Annotated in this window: 13 protein-coding genes; 2 read left to right on the top strand and 11 right to left on the bottom strand. The window is 63.2% G+C overall.

Translation table 11 applies throughout. From position 1 onward, the window contains the following. The 8 genes from C8N32_RS15065 to C8N32_RS04305 form a co-directional block, all read right to left on the bottom strand. A partial coding sequence (locus tag C8N32_RS15065; protein ID WP_211309703.1) for a helix-turn-helix domain-containing protein occupies positions 1-490 on the bottom strand: 490 nt, incomplete at its 3' end. An 81-nt stretch (positions 491-571) separates the two neighbouring features. Next, a complete protein-coding gene (locus tag C8N32_RS04335) occupies positions 572-925 on the bottom strand; it encodes an H-type lectin domain-containing protein (RefSeq protein WP_107891234.1) in 354 nt (117 codons plus the stop codon). A gap of 100 nt (positions 926-1,025) precedes the next feature. Continuing rightward, positions 1,026-1,436 carry a F0F1 ATP synthase subunit epsilon gene (locus tag C8N32_RS04330; RefSeq protein WP_107891233.1) on the bottom strand — a complete coding sequence of 137 codons (411 nt, stop codon included), beginning with the start codon at positions 1,434-1,436 and terminating at the stop codon, positions 1,026-1,028. 60 nt (positions 1,437-1,496) lie between these two features. Beyond that, positions 1,497-2,921 (bottom strand): F0F1 ATP synthase subunit beta, encoded by a 1,425-nt coding sequence (gene atpD, locus C8N32_RS04325; protein ID WP_107891232.1) that lies wholly within the window; start codon positions 2,919-2,921, stop codon positions 1,497-1,499. Between the two features lie 18 nt (positions 2,922-2,939). Next, positions 2,940-3,815: a F0F1 ATP synthase subunit gamma gene (locus tag C8N32_RS04320; protein WP_107891231.1), complete on the bottom strand. Its 876-nt coding sequence runs from the start codon at positions 3,813-3,815 to the stop codon at positions 2,940-2,942. A gap of 22 nt (positions 3,816-3,837) precedes the next feature. Next, positions 3,838-5,376 carry a F0F1 ATP synthase subunit alpha gene (atpA, locus tag C8N32_RS04315; RefSeq protein ID WP_107891230.1) on the bottom strand — a complete coding sequence of 513 codons (1,539 nt, stop codon included), beginning with the start codon at positions 5,374-5,376 and terminating at the stop codon, positions 3,838-3,840. Further along, positions 5,377-5,937 carry a F0F1 ATP synthase subunit delta gene (locus tag C8N32_RS04310; RefSeq protein ID WP_107891229.1) on the bottom strand — a complete coding sequence of 187 codons (561 nt, stop codon included), beginning with the start codon at positions 5,935-5,937 and terminating at the stop codon, positions 5,377-5,379. It abuts the gene before it with no gap. A gap of 270 nt (positions 5,938-6,207) precedes the next feature. Then, a complete protein-coding gene (locus C8N32_RS04305) occupies positions 6,208-6,969 on the bottom strand; it encodes a methyltransferase domain-containing protein (protein WP_107891228.1) in 762 nt (253 codons plus the stop codon). A 62-nt stretch (positions 6,970-7,031) separates the two neighbouring features. Here C8N32_RS04305 and gloB point away from each other — a divergent pair, with 62 nt between their 5' ends. Together gloB and clpA are read left to right on the top strand one after the other, a co-directional pair. Then, the gene (gloB, locus tag C8N32_RS04300) at positions 7,032-7,799 is read left to right on the top strand and encodes a hydroxyacylglutathione hydrolase (protein ID WP_107891259.1); all 768 of its coding nucleotides are present in this window, start codon (positions 7,032-7,034) and stop codon (positions 7,797-7,799) included. Between the two features lie 160 nt (positions 7,800-7,959). Next, positions 7,960-10,290: an ATP-dependent Clp protease ATP-binding subunit ClpA gene (gene clpA, locus C8N32_RS04295; protein WP_107891227.1), complete on the top strand. Its 2,331-nt coding sequence runs from the start codon at positions 7,960-7,962 to the stop codon at positions 10,288-10,290. A 22-nt stretch (positions 10,291-10,312) separates the two neighbouring features. On the opposite strand, the gene C8N32_RS04290 is transcribed toward clpA, so the two are convergent. The 3 genes from C8N32_RS04290 to C8N32_RS04280 are packed head-to-tail and all read right to left on the bottom strand — an operon-like array spanning position 10,313 to position 13,550. Next, positions 10,313-11,794, bottom strand: a complete 1,482-nt coding sequence (locus C8N32_RS04290; protein WP_107891226.1) for a peptidoglycan -binding protein — start codon at positions 11,792-11,794, stop codon at positions 10,313-10,315. A gap of 3 nt (positions 11,795-11,797) precedes the next feature. Next, positions 11,798-12,949 carry a biopolymer transporter ExbB gene (locus C8N32_RS04285; RefSeq protein WP_107891225.1) on the bottom strand — a complete coding sequence of 384 codons (1,152 nt, stop codon included), beginning with the start codon at positions 12,947-12,949 and terminating at the stop codon, positions 11,798-11,800. 58 nt (positions 12,950-13,007) lie between these two features. After that, positions 13,008-13,550: a gamma-glutamylcyclotransferase gene (locus C8N32_RS04280; RefSeq protein ID WP_107891224.1), complete on the bottom strand. Its 543-nt coding sequence runs from the start codon at positions 13,548-13,550 to the stop codon at positions 13,008-13,010. Positions 13,551-13,608 lie beyond the last annotated feature (58 nt).

Here is a 13,608-nt window from a genome sequence, read left to right as displayed (position 1 = left end):
TGCCCCTATCGGGTGGTCCGGTTTCAGTCTTAGTGCATGACGGGTCTCGGTGCCAAGGTAGATGCCTGCGGCGGCGCCTGATCCAATCACGGCGGGCCTGGCGCAGTGCCGGTCGGTCACGTTCCGCCGCGATCAGCCCTTTTTTATATGACAGCCCGGCGCGTTCGAGCGCGCGGTGCCGTGAGGAGAGTTGCATCTCCACGCCATGTGTCTCGACGAGGGCGGCGGCCAATTCCTTGAGCGTAATGTCCGGTCCGGCTTGCACGATCTCCAGCAGAAAATCCCGGTGCGGGGCGAGTTTGCCGAACTGACCGGCGGGGCGACCTTGTGGCCTGGGAACCGCCTTACCGTGTTCACGATGCTCCGCTGCCAATCGCACCGCCGTGGCTGCACTCACGCCGAACAGCCGCACCGCTGAACGGGCCGAGTTGCCCTCAGCGACGCAAGCGCAAATCCGTTCCCGAAGGTCCAAAGAGTAAGGTTTGCCCATGATCCACCTCCCAACAGAAGTGAACCGGAGAAAAATCTGGCCTGTGAATCCCAAGCCGAGTCCAATCAAACGCAAACCGCTTTAGGATCCGACATTCCAATCGTCTTCGAAAGCAACCGGGCCGATCGCCATCCAATCCGCCCGAATACGTGCGACCCGCGTGTCAGACCACGTCCGGAACACCAGATCAAACCCCTGGGCGGTGATGTTTTCCGAAGTGATATCCGCGCGTGGGTTGGTCTGTGCGTCCAGATCCCACATCGAAAACCCTACAAACACCGACGGCGCGTCGTGAAAAGAGCGTGAGAACTTGACCCACAGGCGTTTTTCCCTGGCACCGCGCCCGGTCCACATCTCACCACCATCCTGAAAGTCTGAGAAAAGGACGCGACTTCCCTGATCCAATCCTATGCGTCTGGCATCAAATATTCGCATCCGCCCCTCCCTAGAAGCAACTAATATTAAAAATAAAGGCTCTGCAATGCAGAGCCTTTATCAAATCCCACTCACCGGCTTGCGGACGGAGATATAAATCTCAAACTTGCGACTCAAACCCTATGTGACTGCCCATCGCGACCATGTCGGCCAGAATCTTGGCCGAGGCATCCACCACATCCGGGTGGGCCTGTTCGTGGGCAGCGCGGGCCTCGGCCACCATCTCGTTGATCATTTCCTGTGTCACGTCCTCAACCGGGTGGGAGCGTTCGGCCAGAACCGTCGCCCCATCGGCGTTGATTTCCGCGAACCCGCCCGTGACGATATACTTCTGGGCGCCCGTCTCGGTAAAGACTTCCAGAACGCCGGGGCGCAGGGTCGTAATCAGGGGCGCGTGCTCCGGCATCGCCGTCAGGTCGCCCTCGTTCCCGGGAATGACAACCTGCGTGGCCCGCACCGAGGCGACGCGGCGCTCGGGCGCAACCAGGTCAAATTGCATCGTATCGGCCATGTTGCCTCCTAAAACTGTGGCACCGGGCGGACTGCAGACCGCCCGGCCCCGTTCGCCTTATCAGGCAGCTTCAGCCGCCATTCTTTCGGCCTTGGCGACGGCTTCCTCGATGTCGCCCACCATGTAGAAGGCCGCTTCGGGAAGATGATCGTACTCACCGGCGACCACGGCCTTGAAGGACGCGATGGTTTTCTCCAGCGGCACCTGAATACCGTCGGCCCCGGTGAAAACCTTGGCCACGTCGAACGGTTGCGAAAGGAACCGCTGGATTTTACGCGCGCGGGACACGGTCAGCTTGTCCTCTTCGCTCAGCTCGTCCATCCCGAGAATCGCGATGATATCCTGAAGCGACTTGTAACGCTGCAGAATCCCCTGCACATCGCGTGCCACTTGGTAATGCTCCTCTCCCACGACCACCGGGTCAAGGATGCGGCTGGTGGAGTCGAGCGGGTCAACGGCCGGGTAAATCCCCAGTTCCGAAATCGCGCGCGACAGAACGGTGGTGGCATCGAGGTGGGCAAACGAGGTTGCCGGGGCCGGATCGGTCAGGTCGTCGGCGGGTACGTAGATGGCCTGCACCGAAGTGATCGAGCCTTGCTTGGTCGAGGTGATGCGTTCCTGCAATGCACCCATATCGGTGGCCAGTGTCGGCTGGTAGCCCACGGCCGAAGGAATACGACCCAGAAGGGCCGACACCTCGGACCCCGCCTGCGTAAAGCGGAAGATGTTATCGACAAAAAACAGAACGTCTGTCCCGGACTGATCCCGGAACTGCTCGGCCAGAGTCAGGCCGGTCAGCGCGACACGGGCACGGGCCCCCGGGGGTTCGTTCATCTGGCCATAGACCAGCGCAACCTGCGACTTGGACAGATCATCGGGGTTGATGACGTTCGACTCGATCATTTCGTGGTAAAGGTCGTTGCCCTCACGGGTCCGTTCCCCCACGCCCGCGAACACCGAGTAGCCCGAATGCACCTTGGCGATGTTGTTGATCAGTTCCATGATCAGAACGGTCTTGCCCACGCCGGCACCGCCGAACAGGCCGATCTTGCCGCCCTTGGAGTAAGGGGCCAGCAGGTCGATAACCTTGATGCCGGTGACGAGGATCTCCGTCTCCGTGGACTGGGCCGCAAAGTCCGGGGCGGGCTGGTGAATCGCACGCTTCTCAGGTGCGTTGACCGGACCCTTTTCGTCCACCGGCTCTCCGATAACGTTCAGAATGCGCCCCAGCGTGGCGTCGCCCACCGGCACCGAGATCGGTTCTCCCGTGTCGCGCACCTCGGCGCCACGAACAAGCCCCTCGGACGCATCCATGGCAATGGTGCGCACGGTGTTCTCGCCCAGGTGCTGGGCAACTTCCAGAACCAGACGCTTGCCATTGTTTTCGGTTTCCAGCGCGTTCAGAATCTCGGGCAGATCGCCTTCGAACTGAACGTCCACGACGGCGCCGATCACCTGGGTGACTTTGCCTTTTGCATTTGCCATGTCGTTTCTCCGGTTCCTTTAGAGCGCCTCGGCGCCCGAAATGATTTCGATAAGCTCTTTGGTGATCGCGGCCTGACGCGAGCGGTTGTACTCGATTGTCAGCTTGTCGATCATTTCGCCGGCGTTACGGGTCGCGTTATCCATGGCGGACATCCGCGCGCCCTGTTCCGAAGCGCCGTTTTCCAGCAGCGCCGAGAAGATCTGCGTCGCCACGCCACGAGGCAGAAGTTCGGCCAGGATCTCGCCCTCGGTCGGCTCGTAATCATAGAGCGTCGAGACCTGCCCGCCCTCGGGCGTGTCAAATACGGCGGGGATGATCTGCTGCTCGGTCGGGATCTGGCTGATTACGGACTGGAAGCGGTTGAAGTAGATCGTGGCCACGTCGAACTCACCGCCGTCGTAACGCGCCATGATGTCCCTGGCGACGTCCTGTGCATTGGCATACCCGATGCGCTTGACCTCACTCAGATCGACATGCCCGACGAAAAGCTGACTGTAGTCACGCTTGAGCTGCTCCCGGCCCTTTTTCCCGACGGTAAACAGCTTCACGGTCTTGCCGGCGGCGGTCAGCGCATCGATGCGGCCGCGAACCAGCCGCACGATCGAGGAGTTGAAGCCCCCGCAAAGTCCGCGTTCCGAGGTCATGACCACCAGCAAGTGCACCTTGTCGCTGCCGGTCCCGGTCAGCAGTTTCGGCGCATTGGCCGCCCCCGTCGCAGAGGCGGCAAGCTGAGACATCACGGCCCCCATGCGTTCGGCATAGGGCCGGGCGTTCTCGGCGGCGTCCTGGGCGCGGCGAAGCTTTGCCGCCGCGACCATCTGCATCGCCTTCGTGATCTTCCGCGTCGACTTGACGCTTTCGATCCGGGTTTTGAGATCCTTGAGGCTTGGCATCTGTCAGATCCTAACCCGCCGCTCAGGCGAAGTTCTTGGCGAATTCGTCGAGCACCGCCGCGATTTTGTCTTTCAACTCACCCTTCACCTTGCGGTCGTTTTTGGTGATGTCGTCCAGCAGGTCACGGTGCTTGTTGCGCAGGAAACTCAGCAAGTCGGCCTCGAACCGACCGACATCCTTGACCGGAAGCTTGTCGAGATACCCGTTGGTGCCCGCGAAGATAACACAGACGATCTCGGCGTTGGTCAGCGGCGAATACTGCGGCTGTTTCATCAACTCGGTCAGGCGCGCCCCACGGTTCAGAAGCTTTTGCGTCGCGGCATCGAGGTCGGAGCCGAACTGCGCAAAGGCGGCCATTTCGCGGTACTGGGCCAGTTCCAGTTTCACCGGGCCGGCGACCGATTTCATCGCATCCGTCTGCGCCGAGGACCCCACACGCGACACCGACAGACCGGTGTTCACGGCCGGGCGGATCCCCTGGTAGAACAGGTCGGTTTCCAGGAAAATCTGGCCGTCGGTGATGGAAATCACGTTGGTCGGGATGTAGGCCGACACGTCGCCCGCCTGGGTTTCGATGATCGGCAGCGCGGTCAGCGACCCGGCACCATGGTCTTCGTTCAGCTTGGCCGAACGCTCCAGCAGGCGGGAATGGAGGTAAAACACGTCCCCGGGGTAAGCTTCGCGCCCCGGCGGACGGCGCAGCAGCAGCGACATCTGACGATAGGCGACGGCCTGCTTGGTAAGATCGTCGTAGATGATCAGCGCATGGCGGCCGTTGTCACGGAAGAACTCGGCCATTGCGGTGGCGGAATACGGCGCGAGGTACTGCATCGGCGCCGGATCGGATGCGGTGGCCGCCACGACGATGGAGTACTCCATCGCACCGCTTTCCTCCAGACGCTTCACCAACTGCGCCACGGTGGAACGCTTCTGCCCGATGGCAACGTAAACGCAGTAGAGCTTCTTGCCTTCGTCGTCGCCGGCGGCCTCGTTGTAGGACTTCTGGTTCAGGATGGTGTCCAGCGCGACGGCGGTCTTGCCGGTCTGGCGGTCACCGATGATCAGTTCCCGCTGGCCGCGGCCGATGGGGATCATGGCGTCGACCGATTTCAGACCGGTGGCCATCGGTTCATGCACCGATTTACGGGGAATGATACCCGGAGCCTTCACATCGGCCACGCGGCGCTCGGACGCATCGATCGGCCCCTTGCCGTCGATCGGATTGCCCAAACCGTCGACCACGCGCCCCAGCAAGGCATCGCCGGCGGGCACGTCCACGATGGAGTTGGTTCGCTTGACGGTATCGCCTTCCTTGATCTCCCGGTCCGAACCGAAGATAACCACGCCGACATTGTCGGCTTCGAGGTTCAGCGCCATCCCGCGGATGCCGCCCGGAAACTCGACCATCTCACCGGCCTGGACATTGTCCAGACCGTGCACACGGGCGATCCCGTCCCCGACGGAGAGCACGCGGCCCACCTCTGCAACTTCGGCTTCCTGACCGAAGTTCTTGATCTGCTCCTTGAGGATCGCAGAGATCTCAGCTGCTTGGATACCCATTTATCGGACCTCTTTCATGGTGTTCTGGAGAGCGTTGAGCCGCGCCCGGACCGACGTGTCGATCATTTTCGAACCCAGCTTCACGACAAGACCGCCAATGAGGCTCTCATCGACGGACGCATTGATCTTGACATCTTTTCCGGCCTTGGACTTCAGCGCGGCGGCCAGCTTCCCGGACTGCGCCTCGCTCAGCGGTTTGGCGGAAACCACCTCCGCGGTAACCTCCCCCTTGTGCGCGGAGATCATGGCGCGCAGGGCGGTCACGAACTGCGGCAGCGTGAACAGCCGGCGCTTGGAGGCCATCAGCCCCAGCGTACTGGCCATTTGCTGTCCAAGGCCCATCTTCGACGCCACGGCGGCAGCGGCACGGGCCTGGTCCTCGCGCGTATAAACCGGCGAGGAAATCATCTTGCGCAGATCGTCGCTCCCGGCCAGGGCGGCGGCAAGCGCCTCCACATCGGCCTCAAGCGTGGTGAGTTCGTTGGATTCCAGGGCGAGATCAAAGATCGCCGTGGCATAGCGTTGCGCGATGCCTTGTGAAATCGAGGCTGGTTCGGACACGTCAACCCTTCCGATGTCAGTGGCCCCAGGGATGCCGCAGAAGACGGACGGGGCAGATCAAGTGGCGCACCCGGACGGGCACGCTTCCGAAATCGGCGTGGGTGTAGCAGAGCCCGCGCGTGCTAGCAACAGGCAAGAGCACCACAAAGTGAGAACCGGGCAATTTCTGCGCCAGCCTGCGCCGCACCGAACCCGTTGACAAGCACGACGGCTGCGGCAGATCGCGCTGCGGCGAACACGGGCACTCACGCCTGCCCGGTGCGCTTTTCTCTAGATTTTTCTGGGCAAGACGGGGTCTCTTCCCGGTGCGGGCAGACCATCCAGAACCCGCAGCGGGCGCGGGCGCGCTTCCTGCACCGTCCGTCCCGTGGGCCGATAGAGCCGCTTGGTCGCCTCGGTAATCAGGACGCCCCCGGCGTAAGCTCCCGCCATACGGCGCCCGGTCCCCTCCAGCATCTTCGCGGCCCGGAGCCAGAATCGCCTGTCGCTGGGCGGTGAAAACAGCGCCGCGCGACTGGCTTGCACCTCAAAGCCGTGATGGGCCAGTTGCGCCTCGAGCTGTCCGGGGCTGTAGGGCCGGCCGAAGCCGAACGGCGTCCTGTCGCGCCGTGCCCAAAGGCCGGAACGATTTGGAACGATGAACAACGCCCGTCCGCCGGGGCCCAGGACCCGTGCGGCCTCCTCCAGCACCGCGGCGGGGTTCTCGCTGGTTTCCAACCCGTGAAGCATCACCAGCTTGTCCACCAGCCCATCCTCGACCGGCCAGGCGGTTTCTTCGCACAGAACGGACACGTTGTCCTGCCCGGCAGGCCAGGGCATCACCCCCTGCTGCCCCGGCATCATCCCGATCACCCGGCGCGACTCCGCCAGAAACGGTCGCAAAAGCGGGACCGCAAAACCAAACCCGGCCACCGTCTGGCCCTTGGCCTCCGGCCACAGGTCGCAAACCTGCGCACGGATCGCACGCTGCGCCACCCGCCCCAGATTGGTGCGATAGTAGAAATCCCTCAGGTCACATACGTCCAGATGCATTGCGGCCCGCCCGCGGATCGGCAACTCTTGCCCTGAACATAGAGAACCCGGAGCGGATTGCCATGCCTGTGACCCTTCAAACCATTCCCTGCCTCGAAGATAACTACGCCTATCTGCTGCACGAGCCCGAAACCGGGGCGACAGCCGTCATCGACGCCCCCGAGGCCGCTCCGATCCAGGCCGCGCTGGACGCGAAGGGATGGCGGCTGAGCGACATCCTGATCACCCACCACCACCATGACCATATCGGCGGGGTCGAGACGCTGCGCCGCGCCTGCGGCGCGCGGGTAACCGGCGCGAAAAGCGATGCGCACCGCCTTCCGCCGCTCGACCGCGCGGTTGCCGGGGGCGACACGATATCGGTAGGCCGGGAAACCGCCACCGTGATCGGGGTGCCGGGCCACACGCTGGGCCACATCGCGTTCCATTTCCCGCACAGCCAGCTGCTCTTCACCGGAGACAGCCTGATGGCCCTTGGGTGTGGGCGGCTTTTCGAAGGCAGTGCCGCGCAAATGTGGGACAGCCTGTCCAGGCTCATCGCTCTGCCGGGGGAAACCCTGATCTGCCCAGGCCACGAATATACCGAATCGAACGCCCGCTTTGCCCTGACCATCGAACCCGACAACCAAAGCCTCCGGGATCGCGCCGCCCGGGTAAAGGCCACCCGCGCCGAAGCAGCCCCCACCGTCCCCGTCCCCCTGAAGGAAGAACTCGCCACAAACCCGTTCCTGCGCGCGCACCTGCCGGGTATAAAGGGCGCACTTGGCATGGCCAGCGCCACGGACATTCAGGTCTTTGCCGAAATCCGCGCCCGCAAAGATGCGTTCTGACCGCCGGCAAAACCGCCCGCAGAGTCTCACCAACGCCTCTTTTCAGTGATTTTTCGAAAAAAAACTTGAAGCGCGCCCGCAAAAACCAAACTCTAACCTTAAGAGGTCAAGGTCGGTCCGGGGCCTGCCCCTGCCTGGCCACATGAAAGGATCATATCGCGTGCCGTCGTTTTCGCATACGCTTGAGCAAGCCATCCATGCCGCACTGGCCCTTGCCAATGCGCGCCGTCATGAATTGGCGACGCTGGAACATCTGCTTCTGGCGCTGATCGACGAACCCGACGCCGCCAAGGTGATGAAAGCCTGCTCCGTCGACCTGGAAGAGTTGCGCAGCACGCTGATGGCGTTCGTCGATGACGAGCTCTCCACCCTCGTCACCGATATCGAGGGTTCGGAAGCCGTGCCTACCGCGGCCTTCCAGCGCGTGATTCAGCGGGCGGCGATTCATGTCCAAAGCTCCGGCCGGACGGAGGTGACCGGGGCCAATGTGCTGGTGGCCATTTTCGCGGAACGTGAATCGAATGCCGCCTATTTCCTTCAGGAACAGGACATGACCCGTTATGACGCGGTGAATTTCATCGCCCATGGCGTCGCGAAGGATCCCTCCTTCGGTGAGGCCCGCCCGATCACGGGCGCCAGCGAGTTCGAGGAAGCGACCCGCGACGACAGCGCCCGTGAAGAGCCCGAAAAGCGCGAAACCGCCCTGTCGAAATACTGCATGGATCTCAACACCAAGGCCCAGAACGGTGACGTCGACCCCTTGATCGGTCGCGATCAGGAAGTGGAGCGCTGCATCCAGGTGCTGTGCCGCCGTCGCAAGAACAACCCGCTTCTGGTGGGGGATCCGGGTGTCGGAAAGACCGCCATCGCCGAAGGGCTGGCACACAAGATTGTCTCGGGCGAAACGCCCGACGTTCTGGCCGGCGCCACGATCTATTCGCTCGACATGGGGGCGCTTCTGGCGGGCACCCGTTACCGTGGCGATTTCGAGGAAAGGCTCAAGGCCGTGGTCGCGGAACTGGAAGACCATCCGGATGCCGTCCTGTTCATAGACGAAATCCACACCGTGATCGGCGCGGGTGCGACGTCCGGCGGCGCGATGGATGCGTCGAACCTGCTCAAACCCGCGTTGCAGGGGGGCAAGCTGCGCTGCATGGGGTCCACCACCTACAAGGAATTCCGTCAGCATTTCGAAAAGGACCGGGCCCTTTCGCGGCGGTTCCAGAAGATCGACGTGAACGAACCCAGCATCGATGACGCGGTGAAGATCCTCAGAGGCCTGAAACCCTATTTCGAAAAACACCACGACATCAGATACACCTCCGACGCGATCAGGATGGCGGTGGAACTGTCGGCGCGCTACATCCATGATCGCAAGCTGCCCGACAAGGCCATAGACGTGATCGACGAGGCCGGCGCCGCCCAGCACTTGCTGACCGAGTCCCGCCGGCGCAAGACCATCGGCGCCAGGGAGATCGAGGAAATCGTTGCCAAAATCGCGCGCATTCCGGCCAAGCATGTCTCAAAAGACGATGCCGCGGTGCTGAAAGATCTCGAAGGCACGCTCAAGCGCGTCGTTTTCGGCCAGGACAAGGCGATCGAGGCCCTGTCTTCGTCGATCAAACTGGCCCGCGCCGGTCTACGCGAACCCGAGAAACCAATCGGGAACTACCTTTTCGCCGGGCCGACCGGCGTCGGAAAGACCGAGGTCGCCAAGCAACTGGCCAGCACGCTGGGGGTGGAACTGCTGCGATTCGACATGTCCGAATACATGGAAAAACACGCCGTCAGCCGCCTGATCGGTGCACCGCCGGGGTATGTCGGCTTCGACCAGGGCGGCCTGTTGACCGATGGCGTCGACCAGCACCCCCACTGCGTGCTGCTGCTCGACGAGATCGAGAAGGCCCACCCGGACGTGTTCAACATCCTGTTGCAAGTCATGGACCACGGCAAGCTGACCGACCACAACGGGCGGCAGGTGGACTTTCGAAACGCGGTGCTGATCATGACCTCCAACGCCGGCGCCGCCGAACAGGCCCGGGCCGCGATCGGCTTTGGCCGGGACCGGCGGGAAGGGGAAGATACCGCTGCGATCGAACGGACCTTCACACCCGAGTTCCGCAACCGTCTGGATGCGGTCATCAGTTTTGCCCCTCTGCCGAAAGAGACCATTTTGCAGGTCGTCGAGAAATTCGTCCTGCAACTCGAAGCCCAGTTGATGGACCGCAATGTCTCCATCGAATTGACGCGCGCCGCTGCCGAATGGCTGGCCGACAAAGGGTATGACGACCGCATGGGAGCGCGCCCGCTGGGGCGGGTCATTCAGGAGCACATCAAGAAACCCCTGGCCGAGGAACTGTTGTTCGGCAAACTGGCGAAAGGCGGGATCGTGAAAGTCGGCGTCAAGGATGGGAAACTCGACCTGCGGATCGAAGAACCGGAAAAACGCCGCCTCGGGGCGCGCAAGCCGCCGCTCCTGACGGCCGACTAGCACAACGGCTGCGGCGGATTTTTCACCTTTCGGTCAGCTTCAGCTCGATCCGGCGGTTGCGGGCACGGGCCTCGGGGGTGTCGCCCTGAGCGACCGGGTGATATTCTCCGAACCCCGTGGCCGCCAGATGCTCGGGCGGAAAATCGAGTGCGCCGATCATATGGCGCGCGACGGAAAGCGCCCGCGCCTGGCTCAGATCCCAGTTGTCCTCAAAGCGTGCGCCGGGGCGAACCGCCACATCGTCGGTATGGCCATCGACGCGCAGAACCCAGTCGATTTCCGGCGGAATCCGATCGGCAACATCGCGCAGCAGCCCCACCACATTGGCGATCTGGGCACGCCCCTCGGGCGAGAGTTCCTCGGAGCCGGGCTCGAACAGAACCTCAGAGGAGAAAACGAACCGGTCGCCCTCGATCCGCACCCCCTCGCGCCCTTCGAAAATCCTGCGCAAACGCCCGAAAAACTCAGAGCGATAAGCTTCAAGGTTTTTCGCTTCCTCGGCCAGCCGCTTGCGCCCGGCCTCCTCCAGATCGGCACGGGCCCGCTGTTCCGCAGCGACCTGCGCCAGTGCCGCGTTCAGTCGTGCACCCAGTTTTTCAACCTCGACCGTTGCAGCGGCCTCTCGGATTCCGGCCTCATCCAAAAGCGATTGCAAGCTGCCCAGGCGCTCACGCAAATCCGCCAACTGGGCGTTCAACAGGGCCAGCTTGCGCTGGTCCGCGATACGCATTTCCTGGCGTTGCGAAAGCCGTTTTTCCGCTTCGGCCAGAAGGACGGCGCGGCGCTCCGCCTCGGACTGGTGCGCGTCCGCTTCCCCCTGCGCGGCGGCCAGAAGCGTCAGCGTCTGCTCAGCCTTCCGGCGCTGTTCTTCCAGCATGAGGGACATCGCCGTCAGTTCGTCCTGCGCCCCCGACAGCTTTTCCCGCAAGGCGGCGGCAACGGCCGCTTCGGCAAGACGGGCTGCCTCCTCCTCGGAAAGAGCGTCCTCGGCGGCGGCCAGCCGGGCGGTCAAGGCATCGCTTGCAGCCCCCTCGGCTTCAAGACTCCGGCGCAAATCCTCTGTCAGCGCCTCCAGCGCCGCACGGCGAGCCGCTGCGAGGCGGACGGCCTCTTCCTCGGCGCTCAGCTTCGCGCTCAGTTCCTCCCGTTCGGCCAGCAGCCCCGCAACCCGATCTTCGAAACTGCCGATCCGCCCCTGCGCGGTCTCCAGTTCTCCGGTCAGGGCGGCAATGCGGGCATCGGCAGTCTGGCGTGTATCCTCCAGCCGGGTTTCCAGCGCGGCGCTGCGGGCACGTTCCACGCCCAGCGCCTCGGACAGCGCGGACAGTTCCGCGTCCAGGGCACTCAGCGCGGTTTCCTGCCCGGTAATGGTCTCACGCAGCATGAACTGTACGATCATGAAGATCGACAACACGAACATCAGCACCAGCAACAGCGCAGTCAACGCGTCGACAAACCCGGGCCAGATCGCCCCCAACCGCTGCCCCTTGCGCGAAAGAGCCATGGGTCAGCCCCACTTGTCCGGCTTGGGGCGCAGGGCACGGGTCAGCGCGCCCAGATCCGCCCGCAGACCGGACACCGCCTCCGCGCGCCCTTTGTCGATATCCATGTGCATCTGCGCCAGACGGGTCTCGATCGCCCGCAGATAGCCCTGGGTTTCAGTGGCCAGGCGCGCCTCTGTCAGGGTGACAAGGCGTTCCTGTGCCTCGGCGACGCGGGCAAGGGTCAGCCGGGCCTCGCTGTCCTCGGCACGATCCGCGGCGCCGTGCGCCTCCATCTGGCGGGACAACCGGTCAAGGCATTCGCTGAGGGTACTCATCCACTCATTGTTGAGCAGCAGCGCATCTTCTGCCCGGTCATAGGCTTCCTGCTGGGCGGCCAGTTGCTCGGCCAGCGCCGCCACAAGCGCGCTGTCAGGTGTATCCGCTTCGGTAAAACCGAGCAGGGTGATGGAGGACAGCCATTCCTCCAACTCGCGATAAAAGCGGTTCTGCCCGTGAGCGGCGAAAAGCTCCAGCAGCCCGACCACCAGCGACCCCGCAAGCCCGAGCAGCGAGGACGAGAATGCCGTTCCCATACCGCCGAGCTGGGCTTCCAGACCGGACATCAGGCGGGTGAACACCTCCACCCCACCTTCGCCGTCTTGCGGGGCCAGCGACCTGATCGTCTCCACAACTGCGGGCACAGTCGTCGCGAGCCCGTAAAACGTCCCCAGAAGTCCAAGGAAAATCAGCAGGCTGACAAGGTAGCGGGTGATGTCACGCGCTTCCTCGATCCGCGTGGCGACAGAATCGAGGATCGACCGCGCCGAGGTTGCCCCAATTCTCAGTCGCCGGTCATGGCCGCGCAACAACGCCGCCAGCGGGGCCAGAAGGCGCGGCACGCGGGTGCTGTCATACCCCGGTCGGCGGGCGGTGAAATCCTCGATCCAGCTGACCGAGCTTGTCAACTGAATCACCTGCCAGAAACAGGCCAGCACCCCGATCACGAAAACGACCCCGATCACGACGTTCAGCACCGGGTTCGCAAGAAATACCGGCGCCACCTTGGGCAGGGCCAGCCACGCGGCCGCCGCGAACAGCCCAAGCGCCAGCAGCATGAGAAAAATCTGGCGCCGGGGCTGGGAAAACTGTGGGGCCGCCTGCTGAGCCTTCTGCATGGAACTCATCCTGTCTGCGCAGGGCAAGCCTAGAAAAAAACCCCCGCTGCGACAACAGCTATCCGTGCGCGCACAGGCTGCGCACACGGGCACAAAGCCAGGCGAGGTCCGGATCTTGCAGGCCAAGCTCGTCAAGATGTGCGGCGGTATTGAACAGGTAATCCCGGTTCGGGCCCCGCCCGCCTGCGGCACGCGCGATGATCCGGGCCTGTTGTTCCAGGTCCAATCCGCCGGTATACTGCCGATGATGCGGGTCGATGACGTAGGTCACCGCACGCACGGTCACGCCGGGACACAACGTCACCTGCTGTTCGGTTTCGAGATAGGCCGCCGAGACGAGTTCCCGCTCCCGCAGGCGGGCAATCGTTTCTGTTTCGCTGCCCGGTTCCGCCCGAAACGCCAGCCCCTGGCACGACGCCCCCGGCGCGGCGTCCAGCGCCAGAACCAGCCCCGGTTCTGCCTCCGTCCCGCGGTGATGGATCGACCACATGCAAAAGCTGCGGTGAAACCCGTCCAGCCGTGCGATGTGCCGCTCCGCCACCGAAAAGCCCGGATCCCAGATGAGCGATCCGTAGCCAAAGACCCAAAGCGGTGCGTGCATGTTCTGGCCCTCCTGTTTGCGGGCCTGTAAACACGAATTCGGCATCGTGCGAAAGGGG

Origin of the sequence: Rhodovulum imhoffii (assembly GCF_003046545.1) — a bacterium.
GTDB classification, from domain to species: domain Bacteria; phylum Pseudomonadota; class Alphaproteobacteria; order Rhodobacterales; family Rhodobacteraceae; genus Rhodovulum; species Rhodovulum imhoffii.
Note: the sequence above shows the minus strand (reverse complement) of the source record. Positions and strands in the feature narration are given on the sequence as shown.

Coding starts and splice junctions, on each gene's coding strand:
- C8N32_RS04320 (WP_107891231.1), bottom strand. CDS start 3,815: ATGCCAAGCCTCAAGGATCTCAAAACCCGGATCGAAAGCGTCAAGTCG.
- C8N32_RS04305 (WP_107891228.1), bottom strand. CDS start 6,969: ATGCATCTGGACGTATGTGACCTGAGGGATTTCTACTATCGCACCAAT.
- C8N32_RS04285 (WP_107891225.1), bottom strand. CDS start 12,949: ATGCAGAAGGCTCAGCAGGCGGCCCCACAGTTTTCCCAGCCCCGGCGC.
- C8N32_RS04280 (WP_107891224.1), bottom strand. CDS start 13,550: ATGCACGCACCGCTTTGGGTCTTTGGCTACGGATCGCTCATCTGGGAT.
- atpD (WP_107891232.1), bottom strand. CDS start 2,921: ATGGCAAATGCAAAAGGCAAAGTCACCCAGGTGATCGGCGCCGTCGTG.
- C8N32_RS04330 (WP_107891233.1), bottom strand. CDS start 1,436: ATGGCCGATACGATGCAATTTGACCTGGTTGCGCCCGAGCGCCGCGTC.
- atpA (WP_107891230.1), bottom strand. CDS start 5,376: ATGGGTATCCAAGCAGCTGAGATCTCTGCGATCCTCAAGGAGCAGATC.
- C8N32_RS04290 (WP_107891226.1), bottom strand. CDS start 11,794: ATGGCTCTTTCGCGCAAGGGGCAGCGGTTGGGGGCGATCTGGCCCGGG.
- gloB (WP_107891259.1), top strand. CDS start 7,032: ATGCCTGTGACCCTTCAAACCATTCCCTGCCTCGAAGATAACTACGCC.
- C8N32_RS04335 (WP_107891234.1), bottom strand. CDS start 925: ATGCGAATATTTGATGCCAGACGCATAGGATTGGATCAGGGAAGTCGC.